Here is a 25,177-nt window from a genome sequence, read left to right on the forward strand (position 1 = left end):
TTAGATTTAAGCATCAAACTTGTAACCGTTGTTTGATGTTTATCTACTTGCTTTCCAGAGAGTTACTCCACATAGTTTGTAAACGACCAAAATTAAGAAAGGCTCATTATGTTAATTACCTTTAGTTGTAAAGCTCATGCTAGTGTCACGATGTTTGGTGAAGTCGGCCTCCAGTTCATCAAGATGCTTGGGCATAGCGGCTCCATCCCAGGTGCTATGGATGCTTCAGAGGTTCCTCAAGCTCTGGATAATCTACGTGCTGCTATTGCAGCAGAGCAGAGCAAGTCCGTAGAGCATGAAAATACTGATGACGACAATGAAGAAGAGGTGGTTGAAGCGCCTGTTAATATCGGTAGTCGAGCGTTCCCACTGGTTGAATTATTAAAAGCTGCCATCAAAGATGAATGTGAAGTAATGTGGGAAGACGGTAGCGGCAAGCGACTGTAGTACGATTCACGCGAAACGTAACAAGCCTATTGAATCTATTTTAATCAGAATGAATGCTGAACCAGTATCGGACACACCATGACCATGGAGTTTTATGGTGATGAACCGATACTGGTGTTTTTTTAGTGAAGTAATCCACTCGTTTCTGTTTATTTACAAGGTTCGTCAGCCCTGAAATGAGTGACTTTTGTTATCGTAATATCAATCCATAACAGACCGTAAACAAAGTGATGCTGTTCACGCTTTCTTGACTCCCAATTCTGAACTAAGAATTTTTCCTAGTTATTCTAAGACCCTCTCTCATGCGGTCGATTTTTAGACTCCTTATTATTTCACGGTCAACTAACAAACAATGTATGGCCGCAATTATGCCGTGCAGACCTCACAAAAAATAAGAGAGTTCACAATGTTAAAGTTCCTAGATCAGGTTCGAAAACCGACGCTGGATCTTCCGGTCGAAACTAGAAGAAAAATGTGGTTTAAACCATTCCTACAATCTTACCTCGTCGTGTTCATTGGTTATCTAACCATGTATTTGATCCGTAAGAACTTCAATGTCGCGCAAAACGACATGATTTCTACTTATGGATTATCGATGACGGATCTAGGTCTTATCGGTCTGGGTTTCTCTATCACTTACGGTATCGGTAAAACCGTCGTTTCCTATTATGCCGATGGTAAAAACACCAAGCAGTTCCTGCCATTCATGCTTGTCCTTTCTGGTATCGCTATGTTGGGCTTCAGCTTCAGTATGGGCGGTGGCAGTGCTAGCTTATTCTTGATGGTTGCCTTCTATGCGTTGAGTGGTTTCTTCCAAAGTACCGGCGGTCCTTCAAGCTACTCAACCATCACTAAATGGACGCCTCGTAACAAGCGTGGTTCTTATTTAGGCCTTTGGAATATGTCGCACAACGTGGGTGGCGCAGGTGCCGCTGGTGTTGCTCTGTTTGGAGCTAACTACCTATTTGATGGCAACGTGATCGGTATGTTCGTGTTCCCATCAATCATTGCGATTGTGGTTGGCTTTATTGGTATGCGCTTTGGTAATGACTCTCCAGAAGCCTATGGTCTAGGTACGGTTGAAGAGTTGTTTGATGAAGAAGTCAGCGAAGAAGATACGGCTGCTGAAGAAAATCAAATGACTAAGAAAGAGATCTTTGTTGAATACATCCTGAAAAACAAAGTGATCTGGTTGCTCTGCTTCGCGAATATCTTCTTATACATTGTTCGTATCGGTATCGATCAATGGTCTACCGTTTATGCGTATCAAGAGCTAGGTCTATCAAAAGAAACCGCGATTTCAGGCTTCACTCTGTTTGAGGTTGGTGCACTGGTCGGTACGTTAATGTGGGGTTATCTGTCAGACCTTGCGAACGGACGCCGTGCTTTGGTTGCTTGTGTATCGCTTGGCCTGATTATCGTTTCGCTAGAGTTCTACCAGCATGCAACCAGTGAGTTCATGTACCTAGCATCACTGTTTGTGCTTGGTTTCCTAGTATTTGGTCCTCAGTTGCTGATTGGTGTTGCTGCAGTAGGTTTCGTGCCTAAGAAAGCAATCAGCGTTGCGGATGGCGTGAAAGGTACATTTGCTTACTTAATTGGTGACAGCTTTGCCAAACTTGGCCTAGGTATGATTGCAGACGGCACACCTATTTTTGGCTTAACGGGTTGGAAAGGCACGTTCGCAGCGCTTGATACGTCAGCTGCCATTTGTATCGTGTTACTGCTATTCGTTGCGGTTGCGGAAGAGAAGAAGATTCGCCACGCTAAGAAAATACACTTAGCGTCTCAAAACGCGTAGCGAGTCTCACGTGCTTTATTGGTTTAAAGCACGTGAGATCATAACAATCGTTAGTTCGATTCAGTATCATCTCTATTAATAAACTTAATTTTAGATAGCTCCTGTTGGGGCTATTTTTCTTTCTTACTCTTAATTTTGGTTAATATCATGATTAATGTTGCGCTTGTTGATGACCACGTCATTGTTCGATCTGGCTTTGCTCAATTACTCAGTCTTGAAGCTGATATTACGGTCGTGGGGGAATTCAACTCTGCGGCAGAAGCGCGCCTAGGATTGCCAAGTTGTCACCCTGATGTCGTGATCTTAGATATCTCAATGCAAGACGAAAGTGGCCTGAGCTTATTGGAAGAGATTCCATCAGGCATTGCCAGTATCATGCTGAGCGTACATGACTCTCCGGCGATGGTTGAGAAGTCATTAGAGTTAGGAGCCAAAGGTTATCTCAGCAAGCGCTGTAGCCCTGATGAGTTAATCCAAGCCGTACACACGAGCGCAAATGGTGGCTGTTATCTCACGCCCGATATCGCCATAAAGCTTGCGACGCCCATGAAGAATAAAGCCTCTTTAAATCAGCTCACCCGCAGAGAAAGCGAAGTGTGTCAGTTATTGGCGACAGGGCTCGATGTAAAATCTATTGCCGTAGAGCTAGGGGTTAGCCATAAAACGGTGCATGTACACCGTGCCAATGCGATGGACAAACTCAATGTTAAGAATAATGTCGAGTTAGCGAAACTGTTTACACAAGACCAGTACTAATGCGTTCTTACCTAGCCACCTCCCTGTGTGGGGTTTTTATGGCTGGCTGTGCATGGTTCTGTTTATGGGTTATTGCCTTCTATTTCATTAATGACCCTGAGTTAGCCATTCTGCTTTTCCCGTTTTCACTTCGATTGGGAATGACGCTGCACACTCGCACTCACTATTGGCCTGCTATCTATATTGCCGAGTGGGGGCTTGCGATCGCTTTAGCTCTGCTACTTGATGAACCTCAATGGCTGACGATACTCATCGCCAGTGGATTGAGTATTCCTGCCACGCTAATTGCCAAGCGTTATTATTCTGGTGACCAGAATCGTCACTTGTTAGTGATGGCGAGCTTAATCATGGTCACAGCATTCATTAATGTTGCCGTTGTGGGTTCTCATGTTCCGGCTGTTTACATGGTGTGGTTGGTGAGTATTACTGGCGGACTGATGCTGGTGCCGATGTGTTATCTAGTCTGGAACTATCTATTCCAAAACAAGTGGTCACCACTGGGCTCTTACTTAATCCATAATGTTGTAGAGTTCAAAATCCGTCACATCGCTTTATATAGCGTCTTGTTGGTCGCCAGTATTTTGATACAAACCAGTTTGCCTGATGAGCTAAGGCGCTTTGCCCCATTCTGTATGGCGATCCCTATTATCTTGCTGGCCGTTCGTTACGGATGGCAAGGCGCTCTGCTTGCAACAATGCTAAATAGTGTCGCGCTGATTGCTGCTCATAGTGGAACGTCCAAACTCGAAATTACCGATTTGCTCTTGTCTCTATCTGCTCAAACCATCACTGGTATATTGCTTGGTTTAGCGGTTCAAAAGCAGAAAGATCTCAACTCGAAATTACGCAGTGAGCTTTCCAGAAATCAAAACCTTTCACGTCAGTTAGTTACCGCTGAAGAGTCAGTTCGTCGTGATATTGCGCGTGAGTTGCATGATGAAATCGGCCAAAACATCACGGCAATTCGTACTCAGGCAAGCATTATTAAACGCGTCGACGCGGCTGAGATGAGCGTTCGCTGTGCGGGTATCATTGAATCATTATCTTTGAATGTTTATGACACCACCAAACGTCTACTTACAAAACTAAGACCTAAGATGTTGGACGATCTGGACTTAAAAGATTCCGTGGAACAGCTTATTCGAGAGATGGAGTTCTCGGATCACGGCGTTGATATCCAGTTAAATTGGCAAGGAGATTACTCGTGTTTGAGTGACACGCTTAAGGTCACTATCTTCAGGCTGTGCCAAGAGTCTCTAAATAATGCCTCTAAATACGCCAACGCGAGCGAGATCAGAATTGAACTGATTTTAGGTGACCAGGCTTACCTTCAGATCACAGATAATGGCATTGGTTTTACAGCGCAAGATCTTCTCAAAGGAATGGGTGTTCGTGGTATGCAAGAGCGTGTTCAGGCGCTCGGCGGCAAGATGACAATCAACGCTAATGGCTCATCTTCGGGTACCAATATCAGCGTTACATTACCTAAAGTGTGAGAACGAATATGTTTGGATTTCTGCGCTCAACAACGTCAGAGAGTGATGCTCTAACTGATGATGAGGTCAATCAGAGTTATCGCTATTGGCGCCTTCACATCATGATAGGAATGTATGTCGGCTATGCGGGTTTTTACTTCACTCGTAAAACCTTTAATTACGCCGCGCCTGCAATGATCACCGATCTAGGTTTGGACAAAGGCGATATCGGCTTAATTGGCACGCTCTTTTATCTTTCTTATGGCTTATCGAAATTTATCTCAGGCACGATATCGGATCGGTCGAACCCTCGTTACTTCATGGGGCTTGGCCTAATCGCGACTGGTCTGATAAACATCGCGTTTGGCTTTTCGAGTTCGTTAGCGGCTTTTATCTCGCTATGGGTACTGAATGCATGGTTCCAAGGTTGGGGCTGGCCATCGTGTTCCAAGTTATTGACGACTTGGTATTCTCGCTCCGAAAGAGGCTCTCGCTGGGCAATCTGGAATACAGCACACAACGTGGGTGGGGCGCTAATTCCTATTCTTGTGGGTTATCTGACGCTGCAATTCAGTTGGCGAGCGGGGTTTATTTGGCCGGGTGTGATTGGCGTATTTATCGGTCTTATCGTTTGTTGGCGCTTACGTGACAAGCCCACCACCATGGGACTTCCGACGGTAGGGAAGTGGCGCAGTGATCACCTGGAATTAGCGCAAGAGAGCCATGGGCAAGGGTTAAGCTATCGAGAGATCCTGAAAACCTATGTGTTCAGCAATAAGTACATTTGGTTGCTCGCCTTTAGTTATGTGTTGGTTTACATCGTAAGAACGGCAGTTAACGACTGGGGCAATTTATACCTCACCGAAGAACACGATTACAGTTTGATCAACGCCAACGCTGCCTTGTCTCTGTTCGAGATAGGAGGTTTTGTTGGTTCACTTGTTGCTGGGTGGGGATCGGATAGGTTGTTTGGTGGCAACCGCGGTCCAATGAACATCTTGTTTGCGATTGGCATCTTCCTTTCGGTTTCGGCTTTATGGCTTATGCCTTTAACCAACTTTGTGTTTCAAGCGGCTGGGCTATTCTGCGTTGGCTTTTTTGTTTTTGGCCCTCAAATGCTTATTGGCATGGCGGCGGCGGAATGTTCACATAAAGACTCTGCCGGGGCGGCGACAGGTTTTGTTGGCTTGTTTGCTTATATGGGAGCAGCACTTTCTGGTTACCCATTAGCGCTCGTTCTAGAAGCTTACGGCTGGAGTGGGTTCTTCATTACCATCTCTACTTGTGCGGCCGTTATTGGCTTGCTGTTACTGCCTTTCCTACAAGCTCAATCACCTCAGAAAAGTGCAGAAGCTCGCTCTGGTTTTTAAGGAACGATAACAAGATAGTCACTAGTGTTTGTATTCAGATGCTTGTATCGCTGCTGTAATCAGTGCGATACAAGCCGCTATCTTATTCTCAGCGCTTTCTACTCGTGATATTCAAATGTGACTATTTTCACGCTTTTCATCGGTCTCACCTGTTTCTAAGAATTTTTCCTATTGCGTCTAAGACCTCATCTCATGTGGGTTCTAGCCGAGCTCTGTAGTCTTTCTAATTATTTACGTTATTAGAAATCAGCTCTCTGAATTGTGTTCAAAGGGCTCACTACGGAAAACACCATGTCACTCAGCCACCTCTCAGAACACTCATTTTTCCCAATGGAAAACACCATCCAAAATTATGCATGGGGGAGCATTTCTTCGATACGTGAACTGTTTGGCTTTCAGAATGAGTCACAAGAGCCGCAAGCGGAAGTTTGGATGGGAGCGCATCCAAAAGGTTGCTCAATGGTTAAGCTTGACCAGCACTTGGTGCCTCTCTCTGAGCTGATTAACAAGAATAAACCGGCCTATCTATCAAGCGATATTGCGCAGGAGTTTGGTGAGCTGCCGTTCTTGTTTAAGATCTTGGCAGCAGAAAAAGCGTTGTCTGTTCAGGTTCACCCAAACAAGCGCCAAGCAGAGGTTGGCTTTGCAAGAGAGGAGCAAGCAGGAATCCCTCTGACTGCAGGACATCGTAATTACAAAGACTCTAACCACAAACCTGAATTGGTTTACGCGATCACTGAATATCAAGCAATGAATGGCTTTCGAGAATTCGATGAAATATTAGGGTTGTTCAGAAAGTTGAATTCGAGCGAGCTGGCTGGTTTAGTTGAAGAGTTTGGCAACCACCTTGATTCTCTAGGTTTAGAGGCGTTTTTCCGTGATTTATTAACTCTGGACGACCAACGTAAACACCGAGCATTAGAGCAACTTCTGGCTTACGCAGCCGCTCACCAAGGTCAATCTGAGTTTGCTTTGGTTACTGAGCTTAGCCATCAGTACCCGAACGATATCGGTCTGTTCTGTGTTCTGCTGCTTAACTTGATCACATTAAAGCCGGGTGAAGCAATGTATTTGAATGCAAACACTCCGCACGCATACATCAAGGGGACTGGGCTAGAGATTATGGCAAACTCAGACAACGTGTTACGTGCTGGCTTAACGCCAAAACACATTGATGTCGCTGAGTTGGTTGCCTGCACAGAGTTTACACCAATCCCGTTCGAACGCTTGTTGTTAGCACCTTCAAAGTTAGGTCAATGTGATCGCTATGATATCCCAGTTAGTGACTTTGATTTCAATATTTTTCATCGCCCAAAGCAAGAAGAAGTCATCACAAGCGGTGCTGAAATTTTAATGGCGATAGATGATGATTTAACGTTAATGAGTCAGAAAGGTGAACACCTAACACTCACCAAAGGGCAATCGGTATTTATCCCGGCTTATATTGGTCATTACGAATTGAGCAGTAATGGGCGAGTGGCTAGGGCGTTTAATTAGAGATGGTGTTTGTGGTATAGATTGAGCTCCATCCCCACAAAATCATCATCTCCTTCATCAACAACGTGATAGCCAAGCGATTGATAAAAGTTAATAGCACGAGCATTACTTTTAAAACTCGATAGAGTGACTTGACTAAGTTGCTCTGCCATAGCTTTTTTATGTATGAGAGTCATGACTTGCTTGCCAAGTGAGCGGCCTTGGTTTTGAGGGAGAATGATCAGCAGATGAATATGGTATGCGTTGTCATAAGGCTTAAAGCAGACGAGTCCTACTCTCTCATTTTCGCGATATATCCAATGAAACCAAGATGGATGGTATTCGTTTAAAAGTCGTAGGCGTTGGAAGTTGTCATCCCAGCCGAAAACGTCATCTACGTGTATGAATATACCTTTTTTCACACACGCAAATAGTTCTTCGAATTCAGAATTTGAAACGAGCTGGAATTGTATATTCTCTTCTTGTCTTGCCACTTTGCTTGCTTCCTTATCAAACGCCTTTGAATAAGCAAACAGTAACATAACTGAAGAAGCCGAATTAGCTTATATTTTTGATGTTATGAAACCAAAAAACCATGCGTGATGCATGGCTTAGAATAAAGTCTTGGACTGATTTTTCTATACGATCTTAAGTGCGTGATGGCGCGTGAGCTGTTTGTGTAGTGAGTCTTTTAGCTCCATGCGTTCTACTTTGAGGTTGTGCATGCTGTCGTCATCGATAGGGCTGCCAGAGATTTCTAGCTGACGGATGTCGTAGTCGAGTTGGTGGTATTTCTGCATGTCTGCTTTGAATTTTTCGTCGTCGTGGTTGAGCTGAACAATGTCTAATTTAAGATCTGGGAAATCTAAGATAAAGGCATGGTTTTCATTGAGCATTGGCACTTCCTCTCTAGTCGAATTATTAACAGTATAGAAGCAATTTTTCGAAAGAAATGTGGTTCAAAACACAAAGCCGTAAAGCGATCAAAAAAGGGCGTAAACTCGTAGGATTATCCTCGAACTTGCGCCCTTTTGTATGTATATAGCTAACTATTTATAGTTATATGTTTAGAACTATAAGAGTTTAAAGCAGAAAGTTTACTTTGCTTTCTTACCAGAGCGTTGCTGCTCTTTGTGTGCAAGCTTCTCTTTTTTGCGTTGCTCGATAAGGTGAGCAGCTTCGCCGCCTACGTGGGTTTCGCCACGAGCATTCGACAGTTGAACTTGCTTTTCACGTTCACGGAAACGGGCTTTCTGCTCGTCGCTGTGCTTATCAATACACTTAGGGCAGCTTACGCCTTTCTCGAAGTGTTTAGAGGCTTTGTCTTCGTCAGTGATTGGCAGGCGACACGCGTTACACACATCGTAACCGCTCTTTTCTAGCTGGTGGTTTACTGCAACTCGACCATCAAATACGTAGCAGTCGCCTTCCCACATACTCTCTTCTTCAGGTACCTCTTCTAGGTACTTAAGAATGCCGCCTTCAAGGTGATAAACCTCATCAAAGCCTTGCTCTTTCATGTAGGCTGTTGATTTTTCGCAACGAATACCGCCAGTACAGAACATCGCAACTTTCTTGTGCTTCTTAGGATCAAGGTTGTCTTCAACGTATTGAGGGAATTCACGGAAGGTTTCTGTGTTTGGGTTTACAGCATTTTTGAAGGTGCCGATGTCCACTTCGTAGTCGTTACGAGTATCAACCAGAATCACATCAGGATCAGAGATCAATGCGTTCCACTCGTTTGGTTTCACGTAAGTGCCAACAACATGGCGTGGGTCGATGCCCTCAACGCCCATGGTTACGATCTCTTTCTTAAGCTTAACCTTGGTGCGATTGAATGGTTGTTCTTCGTTGAACGACTCTTTGTAAACAACATCAGCCAAGCGAGAATCTTGTTTGAACCATTGAAGAAGGGCGTCGATCGATTCGCGCTTACCTGCAACGGTACCGTTGATACCTTCACTCGCAAGTAACAAAGTACCGCGGATTTGGTTGGCTTCTAACACGTCAGTGAGTGGCTGGCGAATTTCTTGGTAATCATCAAGTGCTACGAATTTATACAGAGCACATACAACATATTGAGACATGGTTTTTCCTTTCTGCGAGCTGGAACGTAAATCCAGAGCGGTTGCCTTTTATGATACATACTGAGTTTGATTTACTCAGGTTTGCCCATATTGGCTTATTAAAATCCGCCGCAGTATAACCAAGCCAAGGAAGGACAAAAACCAACCAAAAGTAGGGCTATTTAGCATTGTTATTAGTGTGGCTTTTGGACTAAGAAATGCAATGAAACCGTTTTATCTGGTTCGAATTACAACACGTATTCCCAAACCAAAAAGGCCCTGCTGTAAAAATACATCAGGGCCTTGGTATTGAATCTGTCTGACTTAATCAGCGATTACGCTTGGTTAAGTACTTCCGCTAAGCGTTTCACCGCTTCTGTTAATTCTTCTGGGTTGGCGTTAGTGAAGTTTAAGCGCAGTGCGGCTTTTGCTTCATCGGCCTTTGGATAAAATACTGGGCTTGGTACAACCGCCACGCCATTCGATAGCAAGGTTTTCGCCAGTTCGAAGGTGTCGCACTCTGGGATCTCAACCCAAATGAACATCCCGCCATCTACGGCTTTTAACACGCAATCTGCAGGCAGTTGTTTCTCTAGCTCTGAGAACAGCACTTCATAACGAGACTTGTACAGAGTGCGAATGTTTTCCATGTGTACGCCAAAGTCTTCATGTTTTAGAAGACCAACAAGCAGCGCTTGCATAGGTACACTTGAGTGTAAATCCGCGCCTTGCTTCACTTTGATCAGTGGCTCAAGGTAGCTGCGTTTGCCTGTTACCGCGCCAATACGTAGACCTGGCGATGCAATCTTAGAGAATGAACGAAGAACGATTGAGTTATCAGGGCAGAACGAAGAAACCAACGGCAGCTCTGTGCCTGTGAAACGTAGCTCACGGTATGGCGCATCTTCAATGAATGCCACGTTGTATTTGATACACAGCTCAGCCACTTTTTGACGAGTTTCTGTTGCCCAGCACACACCGGTTGGGTTGTGAAAATCAGGCACCGCGTAGAACATTTTTGGCGCTTGCTGTGCAAAGCATGTTTCCAATTCATCTAGATTCGGCCCAAATTCGGTTTGAGACACGGTCGCAATGTTTGCTTGAACTAGGCCAAACACCTGCATCGCACCTAAGTAGCTTGGCGCTTCCATCACAACCACATCACCTGGATCGACATACGCACGCGCAATCAAATCCAAACCTTGCTGAGAGCCAGTACAAATCATTACCGTGTGTGACTCTGGCAATTGGTAGCTTTGTGTTAGGTGGTCAAGCAACGGGCCGTAACCGGCAGTAGAGCCGTATTGGAAAACTTCAGGCATGTTCGCTAGGTTTTCTAGCGTTGGCTTCATTAAATCGATAGGGAATGTTTTCGCATCGGGTAAACCACCGGCCAACGAAATAACATTTGGATCGCTTGCGGCTGCGAGGATCTCTCGAATGTATGAAGATTGAATCTGTTGTAATGACTGTGCGATTTCCATGTGTTGTGTCTCGTCGTTTATCGTTTTTATTCTATCGCTTGATATTACACGGCAATTGTAAAAACTGGCGTGTCCGTTTATGCTCTTAAACATGTCCATTTATGCTATTTGAACGATGTCACGACAACATATATCCCGAATCAATGATGTTTTGTTCCATATTCACCAAGACATCAGTCAGCCTTTGTCGGCAAAAGCGCTCTCTGAGATTGCTGCGTATTCAGAGCAACACTTTCATCGCACGTTCAAAAGTGTGGTTGGGGAGTCGTTGCATCAATACATTCGACGCACTCGAATGGAGTATGCGGCTAATCAATTGATGTTCGATACCAGCTCGTCTGTGGTTGAGATCGCCCATAAATGTGGCTTTAGCTCTGTGTCTTCGTTTAGCCGAGCATTTAAAGCGACCTTTAATATGTCGCCCGGAGAATGGCGTAAGCATGATTTACAGATTGCAGAAAAACCTTACCTGAAAGATCCCGAAGTGGCGGCAGGCTATTTGAATGTGTCGCAGCGGGAGTTGCCGGAACCTAAAATTGTTGAAGTATCAGACCGAATGGCAGCTTATGTTCGACATACTGGCTATAACCGATCCATTCGCAATGCTTGGTTGATATTGAAAGCATGGGCGAACTCTGAACAGCGTGATTTTTCGAGTCAATTCGGCTTGCATCACTCTAACCCTGCTTGGGTTGAAATGGATCAGTGTCGTTATGTCGCGTGCATCGCGATAGATGAGCCGATCAAGTATCGAGGTGTCGTGAACCAGATGGTGATTCCAGGCGGTTTGCATGCCGTATTTCGACTTAATGGTCGTTATGGTGAGCTGCTACCACAGATCAGTATGGTATTGGAAAAATGGTTACCGGCTTCTGGTTTCAAACAGCGCTCGACTCCTGCGTATGTGCATTATCATCGGAACCATTTTCTCAATAGTGATGAAGTGTTTGAGCTTGATTTCTACCTCCCTGTGAGTTTTTACTGAGCCTTTATCAGGCTAACTAATGAATTGGCTCGGTAATTGGTTTTGTTGTTTTTTTTCGAGCGTGGCTTTACTCATTTGTTGTGGCTAATTTGCTCACTCAATGGCTGAAAGGCATCTTATGTTGATGATGTAATGAAGAGAAAGCTTGTTGATAATTTACCTTAGTAATTGATGACAACGTACGGATTAAGCGATAGCATTCCGTTCTAATTGCAAATAATTCTTAATATCACTCGATAGAATATATGACCATTACCCATAAAGATTATCTGAAAATCGCCTTCCCCTTCATCATCTCAACGGTGACACAGCCTTTGTTAGGTGCGGTGGATACTGCTGTTATCGGCCAACTTGGCATTGCTGAATTGATTGGTGGCGTGGCGATCGGCACCATCATTATGAACACCATGTATTGGCTGTTTGGTTTTTTCCGTGTTAGTACCACGGGACAAAGTGCGATGGCACTGGGCAAAGGGAATCGTTCTGATTTAGCGGGCAGCTTGATGCGTCCATTTGTATTGTCTGGTTTGGTGGGTTTGATCTTTATCTTAATACAACCACTCATCTGGCAAGGCGCGATGTGGGTGATAGAACCTGAAGCGAAAGTGGCTGAGCACGCGCACATCTACTTCAGTATTTTGATTTATGGGGCACCTTTTGTACTGCTCAACTACACCATTATTGGTTGGTTAATGGGGCAGGCGAAAGCCAAAGAAGTTCTTTACACACAAGTGTTTGGTAACGTGTTGAACATTGTATTGGATGCGGTGTTTGTACTTTATTTCGACTTGGGTGTTGCGGGTGTGGCCTACGCTAGTTTGATTGCACAAATCACCACCTTCGCTATTGGTATGACACTGGTGATTAAGACCAGCAATATCTCGATCTCTGAGTTCCTACAAGGTTCGAAGATGACCAAGAAAGACCTATCGACAATCATCTCTTCAAATACCGATCTCTTACTTCGTACCATCTGTATTTTAGTTTTCTTCAACATGATGGCGCGTACTGGTTCTAAACTGGGTGCCGATGTTCTGGCTGCTAACGCGATCTTGATGCAGGTGACTTTCATTGTCAGTTACATGTTTGACGGCATTGCCAACGCATCGAGTGTGTTCGCGGGTAAAGCGGTAGGTCAGAAAAACCCTTCAATGTTGGATCGTGTATTAAGACTTAACTTCCAATGGACGGCGAGTTTTATTGTCGTACTGACCTTCCTCACCTTGGTATTCAAAGACAGCATTGTTTTCTTGTTTACCGATATTCTAGCGCTGGTCACGCTGTACCAAGAGATGGCTCCGTGGTTAATTGTGTTCCCGCTAGTGGCTGGCTTTGGCTTAACGGTTTACGGCATCTTTACCGGAACGGGAACCACGCGTCCGGTTAGAGACTCAAGCATCGTGACTTTGTTGGTATTCTTAGCGGTACAGGCATTCACCATCGATATTTGGGGCAATCATGGTTTGTGGCTTGCGTTTACTCTGTTCTATCTTGGGCGTATTGCGTTCCTGTATCCGTTCATCGCACAAGTTAAGCAGAAGTGTTACCCAGTCAAAGATGCAGTACAGGGTGCCATTAACTAAGCTGTCTAATTGCCATCTTTAATACATTATTAATATTTTATGAAAGCGCTTTACTATTTTTATACGATAAATTTGGTGAGCGCTTTTTTGTATGTAATGACTCACTATAAATGGTCAATAAAATTGTAAGTAAAACGCGATACAGTTCAATGTCCGCTTTTCATCGCCTCAGCTAAATGATAATGTTGTTATGTTATAACATCTATCTGTGAGTATCTGCGTGAACGCCCCACTTTTGTCTGTTGACCACCTAACGATCAAAACCTCTTCGAGAACCCTTTTCCAAGATATCCACTTCGATGTTTATCGCGGTGAGCTGTTGGCGATCATGGGACCGTCAGGCATTGGTAAGTCGATGCTTTCTCGCGCTATTGCCGGGTTTCTGCCAGAGACGATTGAAGTTGAAGGTCATATTTCTCTATCTGGTGAAGCTGTGTGTGGTTTGCCTATGTTGCAAAGAACTGCCACACAGCGCCCCGCAGTTATCTTCCAAGATGCGCTTCAAGCTTTGAACCCTCTGGTTTCAATAGAAGGTCAACTCAGTTTGGCATTGACGGGGACGCGCACTAAGCTTAAATCACAAGACAAGATCAAACTCACTGAATTGTTAGTGCAGCTTGGATTTCCTAACCCTAAAACCATCTTGCCGTTATATCCGAGCCAAATTTCGGGAGGGCAACGCCAACGGATTTGTATTGCGATTGGCTTGCTGAGTAACGCCGATCTCATCATCGCCGATGAACCAACCAGCGCGTTAGATCCGGTGACAGAGCAAGAGATACTTAAGCTGATTCGAGACAATGTTAAACAGCGACAAATCGGTGGCTTGTTGATTACTCATGACCTGCACAGCGCATTAGCGTGTGACAAGTTGTTGGTCATCGATGATGGTGGAGTGGTGGCTTACGGCGCACCAAAACATGCGCTTGAATCAAGCTCTCACGCTTTCTGTTGTTCATTGAGAGACTTAATCGAATGAGCCCGACCTTACCACTAAATTCAGAAGTCTCGCCGTTAATGCCAGTGATAGATTCAGAAACACAAACACCGATCGAGATTAAGTTCGAGAATGTCGGAGTTCATTATTACTCAGTGCCAAGTTGGCTGGGTGGTAAGGCGTTCCAAGCGCTACAGAACATCGACCTCAATGTTGAAGACAAAAGCTTAGCCATTGTTGGCCGTTCTGGCGCCGGAAAATCGACACTGATTGAGCTGTTATTTGGCCTAAAATCACCGACTGTTGGCCGAATCAGCCTATTTGGCCATTCGCTGCCGATTCGCAATAGCAAAACGCAAGCAACGGTGTGTCGCTTGATCCAGTTGGTACCACAAGAACCTCATACCAGTCTCAACCCTTACTATACCGTTCGACAGATCTTAGCCGAACCGCTAAGCAACTTAGACGTTTCTGGTAATCATGAAAGCATTATTGAAGAGACGCTATTGGACGTGGGCTTACCTGCCACTTTGTTATCACTGAAACCGAATCAACTTTCTACAGGCCAAGCTCAACGTGTGGCTATCGCTCGGGCTCTTGTCGTTAGACCCGCAGTGTTGGTGGCCGATGAGCCGACTGCTAGCCTTGATCCTGTGAACCGTCAAAGGTTGCTGGATTTACTTAACTCACTGAAAAATAAGCGCGACATGCGAATCGTTTTGGTGACGCATGATCTCGGTGCGGCAAAGGCGCTTTGTGAAGAAATTCTGGTTCTTGACCATGGCGAGATGGTGGAGCATGGACCGACACCTCAAGTGATGAGCACACCTGCTCACCCTGCGACTCAGTTGCTGATCGAAGCTCAGCCACTTTCGAAATCTACTTGTTAAACACAACCTTATTTATTACGAAATACTGCTTATTAACGAAATACAGCTTACAGAGAAAAATAACTATGCGTTTTAATTCAATCAAACTGGCTTGCGCGCTTGCGTTGGCTCTGCCTTTGACGGGCTGTTTTGACTCTCAACCAGAGTCGAGCGATGCGGCGGTCAAATCTGAAATTCGTGTTGCGATGATGCAGCCACCAAGAACGGGCCTATCGCCACTTTCTGATGATGCGTTCAAACTATCACGTTGGAGCACGGCTGAAACGTTAGTGAACTTGAGCCCAACCTCAGAAGCAGAACCAATGCTAGCGACTGATTGGAAACATCTTGATCCTCTGACTTGGCAGTTCACGATTCGCCAAGGCGTTAAATTCCACGATGGCTCTACATTAACCGCAGAATCCGTAGTGAACTCTTTGCAGAAAGCGCTTGAGGCTGCACCTAAGCCACGCATTCTAGATGGTGTCGATCTCGAAGTGAAAGCGATGGACAACTACCGCGTAGAGATCAAGACCAGCTTTGATGACCCTCTTTTACCAAGCCGTTTATCAAGCCCTCAATTAGCGATTCTTGCAGCAAGTGCTTACCAAGAAGATGGCCGTGTTAGCCCAATGGGTGCAGGTACAGGTCCGTTTGAGTTGACTGAAATTAACGGTACAACCAGTGCGAAACTGAAACGTTTTGATGGCTACTGGGGTCAAAAAGCACAGGTTGAATCTGTGATTGCAGAATACGTTCCGAACGGTTTTGCGCGCGCTGCGGCTCTAAGAACAGGCACGGCAGACATCGTTGAAGCAGTGCCCGTTTCACAAATCGCGACCATTGATCCGAACCTACTTTATGAAGTGGCGATGCCTCGTACCAATACGCTTTACCTAAACAACAAGTCAGGCGTATTCAGCGATATTAACTTGCGTAAGGTTGCGGCTGCTGCGGTGGACCGAGAGCAAATCGTGAATACCGTTTATGAGAACCACGCGGATATTGCACAAGGTCTATTAGGTCCTGCTCTTGCTTGGGCTGAACCAATTCGACCTGAAGGTCAGGCATTAGACAAAACTCTAAAAGCAAGCGGTGAAAGCATTGTTATCGGTACCTTTACCGATCGTGCAGAGCTTCCAGAAGTAGCAGCACTGCTTAAACAACAACTTGAAGCGGCTGGTTTTAACGTTGAGCTGGATATCCGTGAATACGCTCAGATTGAAAACGATGCACTGTCAGGCAAGTTTGATGCGTTCATCCTTTCTCGTGCAACGGTTCTAGATTCGGGAGACCCAGTGGCTTACATGATGAGTGACTTTGGCTGTAAGGGTTCATTCAATCTTGGTCAATTCTGTTCTCAAGAAGTAGACCAAGCACTGACTCACGCTGATCTGCAACCACTAGGCGCACTGCGTCAGCAAGCGATCATCGAAGCTGAGCAAAAAATCCTTAACGACTTCGCGGCTATTCCACTGCTTCACGAACGTGTGATTCAAGGTGAAAGCGAGCGCGTGAGTAATGTGGTTCGTGACCCAAGTGAGCGCCGTTTAGTTGACCAAACTACACAGATCAAACAAGCGAAACAGGCTAACTAAATAGATGCTATCTGCTGAAACTCTGCGTCGAACCTTATTTCTCTTGACGCCTTGGTTATCAAGAATCGCCTCACTGATTGTGGTGGTGATTCTTGTTGGCTTGATGCCTGACATTGCAGGTATCGACCCAAGCCAATCCATTCTGCGTGCGAGGGCGGGGCAACAACACCTGCTTACGCCTGAAGCTTTAGCAGCGGTGCGAGCTGATCTTCAGCTTGACCGTTCGGCAAGCGAGCGCCTGATTGACTGGGTAGGAAGTGCTTTTTCGGGTGACCTAGGTAAATCTTGGATTGATGGTTCTTCGGTTGCATTAGGCATTCAAAAAACAGCGTCGACATCTCTGTTTCTGATGTCGAGTGCACTTGTGATGACTTTCGTACTGTGCGGTGCAGGTTTACTTGCTACCTTGCGCAGTTGGAAGAAGGGCAAACTAGGGCAGAGTTACAGCAGTTTAAGCACCGTATTAATATCCTTGCCAGAGTACGTGGTGGCCTCGGTATTAATACTGGTGTTCTCTATCTGGTTAGGTTGGCTGCCGCCGTATGGTTGGCAAGGTTGGCAAGATATTTGGCTACCGAGTTTAGCGCTCGCATTGCCCGCCAGTGGCCTATTTAGTCGTCTACTTAGAGACAGTTTACAACGCGTTTTAAATGAACCTTGGGTGATCACTTGGCTCAGTGCCAACGTTCACTCCAACCAAATTATTCGTTTTGCGTTGAAAAGAGCGTTGAGCAGCCTGATCCCACAAATCGCGATGATCGTGATTGGCTTAACGGGTGGTGCGGTCGCGGTTGAGCTTATCTTCTCGATTCCGGGTATCGGGCGCATGATTCTAGGCGCAGCTAAGGCGCAAGATTTACCAATGTTGCAAGGCGGCCTGTTGGTATTGCTGCTGTTTTCGATTGGCGTGAGTAGTTTGAGCTTGTTTGTTCAACAGCTGATTCTGGGTCACAGCCTGAAAAGCGGTAAGCTGATTAGTAGTCACTCTTCGTTTCGTTTTACCCAGAATCGAGCTAAACGTGTCACTGCTTTTGCGATCTTTTCTTTCCTCATTGCTATCGTTTTATGGGCTGCATTTCGTGACCCATATACCAGTCAGTTTGCTCGCCTAGCAGACCCTAGTCGGCAAGCGCCTTTGGGTGCAGATGGCATTGGCCGAGACTTACTGGCGAGAATCGGTTCGGGCATGGTCTCGACCTTCCAAGCGGGTATCTTGGCAACGTTTTTGAGCTTGGTGACGGGCATCATCATGGGCTTCAATACCCGCTTTAGCCAAGGTCTTATCGAGATCACTAAGGGTATTCCTTACATCATTGCTGGCCTGTTGGTTGCTGGCTTAACGGGCATGAATCCGAACAGCGCATTAATCGCGATTGTATTGGTATCTTGGGCACCATTGGCGGCACATTGTTCAAGCTTAATCGTGGAAGCAAAGGCTCAACCTTATACGCATCTCGCGCCATTGTGGGGCACCAGCAAGCTTCGAATCTTCCGTTTCTACTTGCTTCCTTATGTGTTGCCACCTTTGCTAAGGCACGCGATGTTGAGGCTGCCAGTAATCACATTGAGCCTGACCTCGCTAAGCTTCATCGGATTAGGGGCAAAGCCACCAACACCGGAATGGGGTTTGATGATTGCTGAGAACTTGCCCTACATTGAACGCGCGCCAATCGCTGTCATGGGACCAATTGTTGGTCTGATCCTGTTAGGTGCTGCAATTAATATGATGTTTGATGATTAACGAAAAAGAACAGGCTGCTTAAGTTTTCGACGTGCTATTCGATTGAGTGTTCGATTTGGCATTTATGTTGTAACCTTGAGCCTGTTTTTTTGAATTGGCTTTCGGATCGGTTGTCGATCGGTTTTTAGCTTAGTTAAGTGTTCAGCGTTAAGGATTCAACATGTATCTCGTTTTGTATTGCCACAATATTGGTATGACCGACTTTTCCTTTTTTGAAACGGAAGACTTTGACAAAGAAGAGGGCTATATCGTGCGAGGTAAATGGCCGAATGAGAAAGCGTTTCGTGATTATTTAACTAAAGAGTTTGGTGACATGAATGAGTTCCAAGTGATCGACTTAATCGCCAAAGGTGCAGAAGCAGAACACTACTCGCCAGAAGAGTTGATACGCCTAGCTCAGTAGCCGTTAGCTCATCAATATCTAGCTCGGTAATACGTTTTAAATCGAATAAAGAAATGGCAGCCTGATTGGGCTGCCATTTTTCGTTTTAGGTTTAAGCTAATTGCTCGATACCTTAAGTGGGGAGGCTCCGCTATTGCGCGACTTCGTCCACCAAGTACAAGATTGATTGATACGGAATGCCACTGTGGTGTGACAAACCGATCTCACAGGTTCGACTGTTACTGAACCCACGAGTACAGTTGCTCGGTACTTGTTCTTTGAGTGGGTGTACCGCAGCCTCGTTCAGTTCTGGCGTAGTAAAACCTTTATCACCCGCCCAACCACAACACTGAATATGTTCAGGAACGATGACCTCTTCGGTACACGCTTTAGCAAGGCTCAACATCGCGCCTTCCAAACCCATTCGACGAGAGCTACAAGTCACATGCAGCATCACGGTCTCTTGTAGCGGCTCAAGCGTCAGGTGTTCAAGCAGGTATTGATTCACAAATCCTGTTGGCTCTAATACCTCTAACGGTTTGGTGAACTGTTCAATACTGCGTTTAGCACATGGGCTAGTATCCATTAAGACTGGGTATTCACCCTGACGACTGGCTTGCCACAACACTTCTTCGAGCTGTTGCGCTTTAGATTGGGCTAAATCGGTCATCCCTTTGCTGTCGTAAGGCATGCCACAACATTGGTCGTCTAGCTTCTTCGGAAGAATAACCTCAAATCCGGCTTTGTTAAGCAAAGACATGGTCACTTCAGTTAGAGGACGTTGGTCGCCCGCATCGTTCTGTTGCCCCATGGTTCGACTCGCACACGAAGGGAGGTAAACCACCTTCTTGTGATTGCTTGAGGATTCTGCTGTCACTGGTGATGAGACTAGCGAGTGGCTATTGGATTGTGGCATCTCAGGCATCCAAACCGGCGTCGCGCCTTTGGTGATAGAGCGCAAGCCGTTGGTTAGCTTACCGACCGTGTTTGCGCCTAATACTTTACTCGCCACTTGGTTGGTTTTGAGGCCGGCCTTGGTCAGCTTGGTGGTGGTCGAGAAATGATCCGCTGTCCACTTAGCGATTGGTGTAAATTTCTCGTATTTGGCAATACGAAGCTTCTTGATCAAATCACCGGTGTTGATGCCAACGGGGCAACGCTCGGCACATAGGCCGGTTGCGGCGCAGGTATCAATGCCTTGATATTCGAAGGTTTTCTCTAGTTCGCTTGCTTCTATCTCTTCGCCTGCAGCGCGACGGCGTTGTAGCTCGCGATATAAAACAATACGTTGGCGTGGTGATAGAGTGAGCGTACGAGACGGACAAACAGGCTCACAGAAGCCACACTCGATACAGCGGTCGACAAGGTCATCGGCAGCAGGCATTGGCTTCAAATTGGTGATGTGTGAATTCGGGTTGTCGTTGATGATAACGCCGGGGTTGAGCAGTCTTTCTGGATCAAACAGCGCTTTGATCTGTTGCATCAAGGCATAGCCGTCTTTGCCCCATTCCAATTCCACATAAGGCGCCATGTTACGACCAGTACCATGCTCTGCTTTTAGAGAACCTTGGTATTTCACCGCAACCAGCTCGGCAACATCGTCCATGAAACCGCCGTAGCGATCGATTTCTGTTTGACTGTCGAAGCCTTGAGTAAATACAAAGTGCAGGTTGCCTTCGAGGGCGTGACCAAAAATGATCGCTTCGCTGTAGTCGTATTTGTCGAACAGCTCTTGTAGCTCTCGAATACCGTTAGCGAGGTTTTCGACAGGGAAAGCCACGTCTTCGATGATAACGGTTGTGCCAACTTCACGAACGGCTCCAACGGCAGGGAACATGCCTTTTCGGATGCCCCACAGAGTTGCGACTGTCTTTGGATCGGAAGTGAAAGGCACCGATTCAACAATCGTGTATTCAGTCAATGCGTCCAAAATTGATTTACATTGTAAATCTAAGTCCGGCTGGGAGCTGGCGTGTGATTCAACCAAAATCGCTGCGGCTTCTAAATCCAAGTTCGGCATGAATGCAGGCATACCCGGTTTATCAGCTACTGAGCGCAGCGCTCTGCCATCCATCAATTCAACCGCAGCAACGGGTGTTTTTGATAGCGTAGTAACGGCTTTACTGGCTTGTTCGATGTCGGCAAACACCAACAGAGCCGAAGCTTTGTTCGGATGTTCGATCACCGTGTTGTAGGTAATCTCAGCGATGAAGCCTAGCGTGCCTTCAGAGCCTATCATCAGGTGTTTGATGATCTCAATTGGGTCGTGGTAATCGACCAGTGCATTGAGCGCGTAGCCAGTGGTGTTTTTAAGGCGGTACTTGTGGCGGATTCTGTCTGCGAGTTCTTGGTTCGAGCTAGTCTGTTTGTGTAAATCAACAATGCCTTCAAACAGAGCTTTGTGTGATTGCTTGAATGCCTCAACACTTGCGTTGTCAGCCGTATCAAGCAGGGATCCATCACTCAATACGATTTTCATGCTCTCAACGGTGCGATACGAGTTTTGCGCAGTACCACAGCACATGCCGCTGGCGTTATTCGCCGCGATACCACCGATTTTACAGGTATTGATTGAAGCTGGATCTGGGCCGATTTTACGTTGGAAAGGAGCGAGGTATTTGTTGGCATCAGCACCAATCACACCGGGCTGAAGAATGATCTGATTGCCGTTATCGACAATTTCATGACCACGCCAGTCGTCGGTTAGGGTGATGAGTACCGAGTCTGACACCGCTTGTCCTGAAAGGCTGGTACCCGCGGCGCGAAAGGTAAAATGAATATCGAGTTCACGGCAGCTTTGAATGGTGAATATCACTTCGTCTAAGTTTTTAAGCCTTAGAACCATTTTCGGCACCAAGCGATAGAAACTCGCATCGGTGCCGTAAGCCAATCGCTTTGCCTCTTGAGTGACAATGCGTTCTGTTTCTATTTTTTGAGCCAGTATCGCTTCAAGCTGCTGATAAGTTTGTGCGTCTATTACTCGCTCATGGGATGTGTTTGTCTCCATCTTTGCTTCCTTGTGCTTCTTATTTGGCACTGATTTGTTTTTATTTTATTTTCCAGTGCTTAAACGGTGTCACAACGGCAGTGTAATTGCTGTGACACCGATTGAACTTCAGTCTAAGTAGACCAAAGCATTAGTCTGAACCTAAATCAGAATCGTGGCCGCTTAATCTAGCCCCACCAAAGATTCACGAGTTAAGTCTTTGATTGTCTTCGCGCCTGTTAATGTCATGGCAACGCGCATCTCTTTGTCGTAAAGATCGAGTAGATTCTCAACACCTGCTTGTCCTTGCGCTGCTAACGCGTAGACGAAAGAGCGACCAAGCAAGGTGCAGTCTGCGCCCATCGCCATCATGCGAACCACATCTAAGCCAGTACGAATGCCAGAGTCGACCAGAATCTTGGTGTCGCCTTTTACCGCATCTGCAATTGCAGGCAGTGCTTTAGCACTTGATAGAACACCATCTAGCTGACGACCACCGTGGTTTGAAACTACGATACCGTCTGCACCAAATCTCACGGCGTCTTTTGCATCTTCTTCATCAAGAATGCCTTTAATGACCATCGGGCCGTCCCAGAAATCACGGATCCACTCTAGGTCTTTCCATGAAATCGACGGGTCGAAGTTGTCACCCAACCAACCGATGTAGTCTTCCAGTTTGGTTGGAGAACCTCGGTAAGTAGAGATATTGCCAAGATCGTGTGGTTTACCCAACAGACCAACATCCACCGCCCAACTAGGATGACGCATAGATTGAAATACACGACGAATTGCTGCATTTGGACCACTCATTCCTGAGTGCATGTCACGGTAACGAGCGCCGGGTACTGGCATATCAACGGTGAAGACCAGTGTCGTCACGCCTGCCGCTTTGGCACGTTCCAATACGTTCTTCATGAAGCCACGGTCTTTTAGCACGTAAAGTTGGAACCACATTGGGCGTTCAATCTTAGGTGCAACTTCTTCAATCGGACATACCGACACGGTCGACATGGTAAAAGGGATGCCTTTGTTGTCGGCGGCTTTTGCTGCTTGTACTTCACCGCGTCTTGCGTACATACCCGTTAAACCAACAGGCGCCAGTGCGATTGGCATCGCTAGCTTCTCGCCAAATAGTTCGGTTTCCAAATTTAGGTCCGACATGTCGTTGAGTACGCGTTGTTTTAGCGCAATCTCAGCTAGGTCAGCCGTGTTGCGACGTAGGGTATGTTCTCCGTAAGAGCCACCATCAATGTAGTGGAAAAGAAACGGTGGTAATTTCGCTTTTGCTGCGGCGCGGTAATCAGTCGATGCGGATATGATCATAATTTCAGTCCTAAATTCTTGGGATGTTGCTCTTCTTTGAGAGCTTGGTTTGGGCTGCTTTAATTCGGGAAAATGGCGTTAATACCCATGGGTGTTGATGTGCTCTAGTATCCATCCCGGAACTCATCAACTGTCTTATTAGACGGTGTCGCTGTCGGGGAATTGAGTATTAACGCCAAGTGCTTTTGAACGACTTATGGTTTACATAAGTGCGTCGGTCATTTTGAATCCGTAGATAACCACTAGGCCGATGATGCCTGTCATCACCAAGTAGTAGAACGTTGGAATGATTGTCTTACGTAGGGTTGCACCTTCGCGTCCTAGCAAGCCAACAGTTGCTGATGCCGCTACCACGTTGTGAATCGCAATCATGTTACCTGCTGCTGCACCAACGGCTTGTAGAGCAACAACCACCGCACTAGAGATAGTCAGAGTCTGCGCTACTTCGAATTGGAACTGGCTGAACATCATGTTTGAAACTGTGTTCGAACCTGCAATGAAGGCACCTAACGCACCAACCGTTGCACTCAATGCTGGGAATGCGCTACCAACGAGGTCAGCTGCGAAGTTTGCCGTGGTTACGGGCATACTTGCTAAATCTGCGCCGTTCACACCAGAGTTAATGAAGATACGAACCATTGGGATGGTGAACACCAACACAAAGCCTGCGCCAATCAGAGTCTTGCTCGATTCACCGAAGGCTTTAGCCAGTGGCGTTGCGCTGCGAGATTGCATGAGAACAGCAACCAGCGCGACGAAGACCAAGATACCGCCCGGTAGATACAGAGGCTGAATCGCAGTGCTCACACCGGTTTCACCAAGGATGTTGCTGAACGATAGGCTAACGCTCTTCAGTAGGCCTTTGAATTCAGGGCTCACGCGGCTCGCAACCAAGGTCACCGCTAGCAGCACGTATGGTGCCCATGCCATCGCCATGCTCATCTTCTTATGGCCTTGATTGTTGTCGTCAAGGTCGATTTTCAGAGAACCTAGCCATTCTGCAGGCCACTTGTCTTCGCTCTCAAAATCCCATTTTGATTTTGGTACGAGGAAGCCACGTTTTGCTGCAGTAACCACAATCGCAAGGCCAACCAAACCACCAATCAGTGATGGGAATTCAGCGCCTAGGAAAACACCTGTTAGTGCGTAAGGAATAGTGAAAGCAGCACCTGCGAACAGTGCGAACGGCAGGATATCTAAACCTTCAGTCCAGCTTTTGTTCTTACCGAAGAAGCGAGTCAGCATCATTGCCATCAATACAGGCATCATCACACCAACAGAAGCATGAATTAGCGCAACGCTTGACGTGATTTGTTGTAGATAAGCATCCCATGTTGAGCCATGAGCAATCAGGCTTTCACCGATGTTGTGCGTGTCCAATCCTTTGTTCACACCAACGATGATAGGTGTACCAACCGCGCCGAATGATACTGGCGTAGATTGGATCATCATGCCCATCAGTACCGCAGCCAGCGCAGGGAAGCCGATAGCAACCAGCAGTGGTGCAGCGATGGCAGCTGGTGTGCCGAAGCCAGATGCGCCCTCAATGAATGAACCGAAACACCAAGCAATGATGATTGCTTGAACACGACGGTCAGCGGATATATCAGTGAATCCGTTGCGGATGGTGGTGATAGCTCCGGTGTGTTTCAAAGTGTTTAATAAGAAGATGGCGCCGAACACAATCCAGAGAACCGACACTGTAATGCCGAAGCCTTGGAATACAGAAGCCAGCACGCGAGTGCCAGACATGTCCCAAGCAAGTAGGGCGATAGCAACGGTTAAGGCAAATGCCACAGGCATCGCTTTTTTTGCAGGCCAGTTAAGGCCAACCAGCAGAATCGCTGCAACAACTATTGGTGAAAATGCCAATAGGGCTAGTAGAGTTTCACTCATGG

20 protein-coding genes are annotated in these 25,177 nt (G+C 46.3%); 13 read left to right on the forward strand and 7 right to left on the reverse strand.

Features of this window, described 5'->3' with window-relative positions; translation table 11 throughout:
• Positions 1-108: 108 nt before the first annotated feature.
• From AB4133_RS17715 to manA, 6 genes are all read left to right on the forward strand, one after another.
• On the forward strand, positions 109-447 hold the full coding sequence (locus tag AB4133_RS17715) for a DUF1840 domain-containing protein (protein ID WP_017061543.1): 339 nt from the start codon (positions 109-111) through the stop codon (positions 445-447).
• A gap of 406 nt (positions 448-853) precedes the next feature.
• Positions 854-2,248 (forward strand): hexose-6-phosphate:phosphate antiporter, encoded by a 1,395-nt coding sequence (gene uhpT, locus AB4133_RS17720; RefSeq protein ID WP_017061544.1) that lies wholly within the window; start codon positions 854-856, stop codon positions 2,246-2,248.
• A gap of 147 nt (positions 2,249-2,395) precedes the next feature.
• On the forward strand, positions 2,396-3,004 hold the full coding sequence (gene uhpA / locus AB4133_RS17725; RefSeq protein ID WP_017061545.1) for a transcriptional regulator UhpA: 609 nt from the start codon (positions 2,396-2,398) through the stop codon (positions 3,002-3,004).
• Positions 3,004-4,500: a signal transduction histidine-protein kinase/phosphatase UhpB gene (gene uhpB, locus AB4133_RS17730; protein WP_372138208.1), complete on the forward strand. Its 1,497-nt coding sequence runs from the start codon at positions 3,004-3,006 to the stop codon at positions 4,498-4,500. The genes uhpA and uhpB overlap by 1 nt, the downstream gene beginning before the upstream one ends.
• A gap of 8 nt (positions 4,501-4,508) precedes the next feature.
• Positions 4,509-5,849 (forward strand): MFS transporter, encoded by a 1,341-nt coding sequence (locus AB4133_RS17735; RefSeq protein WP_372115560.1) that lies wholly within the window; start codon positions 4,509-4,511, stop codon positions 5,847-5,849.
• Positions 5,850-6,140: 291 nt separating this feature from the next.
• Positions 6,141-7,346: a mannose-6-phosphate isomerase, class I gene (manA, locus tag AB4133_RS17740; protein WP_372225171.1), complete on the forward strand. Its 1,206-nt coding sequence runs from the start codon at positions 6,141-6,143 to the stop codon at positions 7,344-7,346.
• On the opposite strand, the gene AB4133_RS17745 is transcribed toward manA, so the two are convergent.
• The 4 genes from AB4133_RS17745 to AB4133_RS17760 form a co-directional block, all read right to left on the reverse strand.
• Positions 7,343-7,867 (reverse strand): GNAT family N-acetyltransferase, encoded by a 525-nt coding sequence (locus AB4133_RS17745; protein ID WP_372225173.1) that lies wholly within the window; start codon positions 7,865-7,867, stop codon positions 7,343-7,345. The two genes, manA and AB4133_RS17745, sit on opposite strands and share 4 nt — an antisense overlap.
• Positions 7,868-7,963: 96 nt before the next feature.
• Positions 7,964-8,221 (reverse strand): YdcH family protein, encoded by a 258-nt coding sequence (locus AB4133_RS17750; RefSeq protein WP_009846137.1) that lies wholly within the window; start codon positions 8,219-8,221, stop codon positions 7,964-7,966.
• Positions 8,222-8,422: 201 nt separating this feature from the next.
• Positions 8,423-9,412 carry a rhodanese-related sulfurtransferase gene (locus AB4133_RS17755; protein WP_017065056.1) on the reverse strand — a complete coding sequence of 330 codons (990 nt, stop codon included), beginning with the start codon at positions 9,410-9,412 and terminating at the stop codon, positions 8,423-8,425.
• A gap of 314 nt (positions 9,413-9,726) precedes the next feature.
• Complete coding sequence (locus AB4133_RS17760) at positions 9,727-10,875, reverse strand: PLP-dependent aminotransferase family protein (RefSeq protein WP_372225175.1); 1,149 nt, start codon at positions 10,873-10,875, stop codon at positions 9,727-9,729.
• 115 nt (positions 10,876-10,990) lie between these two features.
• Between AB4133_RS17760 and AB4133_RS17765 the strand changes: the two genes are divergently transcribed.
• The 7 genes from AB4133_RS17765 (at position 10,991) to AB4133_RS17795 (ending at position 18,991) form a co-directional block, all read left to right on the forward strand.
• Positions 10,991-11,860, forward strand: coding sequence for a GyrI-like domain-containing protein (locus AB4133_RS17765; protein WP_017083000.1), 870 nt, complete (start codon positions 10,991-10,993; stop codon positions 11,858-11,860).
• A 245-nt stretch (positions 11,861-12,105) separates the two neighbouring features.
• Positions 12,106-13,443, forward strand: coding sequence for an MATE family efflux transporter (locus AB4133_RS17770; protein ID WP_372225178.1), 1,338 nt, complete (start codon positions 12,106-12,108; stop codon positions 13,441-13,443).
• A 220-nt stretch (positions 13,444-13,663) separates the two neighbouring features.
• Positions 13,664-14,422: an ATP-binding cassette domain-containing protein gene (locus AB4133_RS17775; RefSeq protein WP_372225181.1), complete on the forward strand. Its 759-nt coding sequence runs from the start codon at positions 13,664-13,666 to the stop codon at positions 14,420-14,422.
• Positions 14,419-15,270 (forward strand): ABC transporter ATP-binding protein, encoded by an 852-nt coding sequence (locus AB4133_RS17780; RefSeq protein ID WP_108110863.1) that lies wholly within the window; start codon positions 14,419-14,421, stop codon positions 15,268-15,270. Before AB4133_RS17775 ends, AB4133_RS17780 begins: the two co-directional genes overlap by 4 nt.
• A 65-nt stretch (positions 15,271-15,335) precedes the next feature.
• Complete coding sequence (locus tag AB4133_RS17785; RefSeq protein WP_372225184.1) at positions 15,336-16,847, forward strand: ABC transporter substrate-binding protein; 1,512 nt, start codon at positions 15,336-15,338, stop codon at positions 16,845-16,847.
• A gap of 4 nt (positions 16,848-16,851) precedes the next feature.
• On the forward strand, positions 16,852-18,588 hold the full coding sequence (locus tag AB4133_RS17790) for an ABC transporter permease subunit (protein WP_372225187.1): 1,737 nt from the start codon (positions 16,852-16,854) through the stop codon (positions 18,586-18,588).
• A 160-nt stretch (positions 18,589-18,748) separates the two neighbouring features.
• Positions 18,749-18,991: a hypothetical protein gene (locus AB4133_RS17795; RefSeq protein ID WP_102501619.1), complete on the forward strand. Its 243-nt coding sequence runs from the start codon at positions 18,749-18,751 to the stop codon at positions 18,989-18,991.
• A gap of 130 nt (positions 18,992-19,121) precedes the next feature.
• Here the strand turns inward: AB4133_RS17795 and AB4133_RS17800 are convergent, their stop codons facing one another.
• From AB4133_RS17800 to AB4133_RS17810, 3 genes are all read right to left on the reverse strand, one after another.
• Positions 19,122-21,977 carry an FAD-binding and (Fe-S)-binding domain-containing protein gene (locus AB4133_RS17800; protein WP_372225190.1) on the reverse strand — a complete coding sequence of 952 codons (2,856 nt, stop codon included), beginning with the start codon at positions 21,975-21,977 and terminating at the stop codon, positions 19,122-19,124.
• 162 nt (positions 21,978-22,139) lie between these two features.
• The gene (lldD, locus tag AB4133_RS17805) at positions 22,140-23,279 is read right to left on the reverse strand and encodes an FMN-dependent L-lactate dehydrogenase LldD (RefSeq protein ID WP_010432610.1); all 1,140 of its coding nucleotides are present in this window, start codon (positions 23,277-23,279) and stop codon (positions 22,140-22,142) included.
• Between the two features lie 201 nt (positions 23,280-23,480).
• Complete coding sequence (locus AB4133_RS17810) at positions 23,481-25,175, reverse strand: L-lactate permease (protein WP_017061561.1); 1,695 nt, start codon at positions 25,173-25,175, stop codon at positions 23,481-23,483.
• Between the last annotated feature and the right edge of the window lie 2 nt (positions 25,176-25,177).

The organism is Vibrio sp. 10N.286.52.F8, from assembly GCF_041468745.1.
Taxonomy (GTDB): Bacteria; Pseudomonadota; Gammaproteobacteria; order Enterobacterales; family Vibrionaceae; genus Vibrio; species Vibrio crassostreae_C.

Bases quoted from the DNA above. Each gene is read 5' to 3' on its own strand.
- AB4133_RS17785 (WP_372225184.1), top strand. From the start codon at position 15,336: ATGCGTTTTAATTCAATCAAACTGGCTTGCGCGCTTGCGTTGGCTCTG.
- AB4133_RS17735 (WP_372115560.1), top strand. From the start codon at position 4,509: ATGTTTGGATTTCTGCGCTCAACAACGTCAGAGAGTGATGCTCTAACT.
- lldD (WP_010432610.1), bottom strand. From the start codon at position 23,279: ATGATCATATCCGCATCGACTGATTACCGCGCCGCAGCAAAAGCGAAA.
- AB4133_RS17770 (WP_372225178.1), top strand. From the start codon at position 12,106: ATGACCATTACCCATAAAGATTATCTGAAAATCGCCTTCCCCTTCATC.
- AB4133_RS17765 (WP_017083000.1), top strand. From the start codon at position 10,991: ATGTCACGACAACATATATCCCGAATCAATGATGTTTTGTTCCATATT.
- AB4133_RS17810 (WP_017061561.1), bottom strand. From the start codon at position 25,175: ATGAGTGAAACTCTACTAGCCCTATTGGCATTTTCACCAATAGTTGTT.
- AB4133_RS17800 (WP_372225190.1), bottom strand. From the start codon at position 21,977: ATGGAGACAAACACATCCCATGAGCGAGTAATAGACGCACAAACTTAT.
- AB4133_RS17795 (WP_102501619.1), top strand. From the start codon at position 18,749: ATGTATCTCGTTTTGTATTGCCACAATATTGGTATGACCGACTTTTCC.
- AB4133_RS17715 (WP_017061543.1), top strand. From the start codon at position 109: ATGTTAATTACCTTTAGTTGTAAAGCTCATGCTAGTGTCACGATGTTT.
- manA (WP_372225171.1), top strand. From the start codon at position 6,141: ATGTCACTCAGCCACCTCTCAGAACACTCATTTTTCCCAATGGAAAAC.
- uhpB (WP_372138208.1), top strand. From the start codon at position 3,004: ATGCGTTCTTACCTAGCCACCTCCCTGTGTGGGGTTTTTATGGCTGGC.
- AB4133_RS17780 (WP_108110863.1), top strand. From the start codon at position 14,419: ATGAGCCCGACCTTACCACTAAATTCAGAAGTCTCGCCGTTAATGCCA.
- AB4133_RS17790 (WP_372225187.1), top strand. From the start codon at position 16,852: ATGCTATCTGCTGAAACTCTGCGTCGAACCTTATTTCTCTTGACGCCT.
- AB4133_RS17755 (WP_017065056.1), bottom strand. From the start codon at position 9,412: ATGTCTCAATATGTTGTATGTGCTCTGTATAAATTCGTAGCACTTGAT.
- AB4133_RS17745 (WP_372225173.1), bottom strand. From the start codon at position 7,867: ATGTTACTGTTTGCTTATTCAAAGGCGTTTGATAAGGAAGCAAGCAAA.
- uhpA (WP_017061545.1), top strand. From the start codon at position 2,396: ATGATTAATGTTGCGCTTGTTGATGACCACGTCATTGTTCGATCTGGC.
- AB4133_RS17760 (WP_372225175.1), bottom strand. From the start codon at position 10,875: ATGGAAATCGCACAGTCATTACAACAGATTCAATCTTCATACATTCGA.
- AB4133_RS17750 (WP_009846137.1), bottom strand. From the start codon at position 8,221: ATGCTCAATGAAAACCATGCCTTTATCTTAGATTTCCCAGATCTTAAA.
- uhpT (WP_017061544.1), top strand. From the start codon at position 854: ATGTTAAAGTTCCTAGATCAGGTTCGAAAACCGACGCTGGATCTTCCG.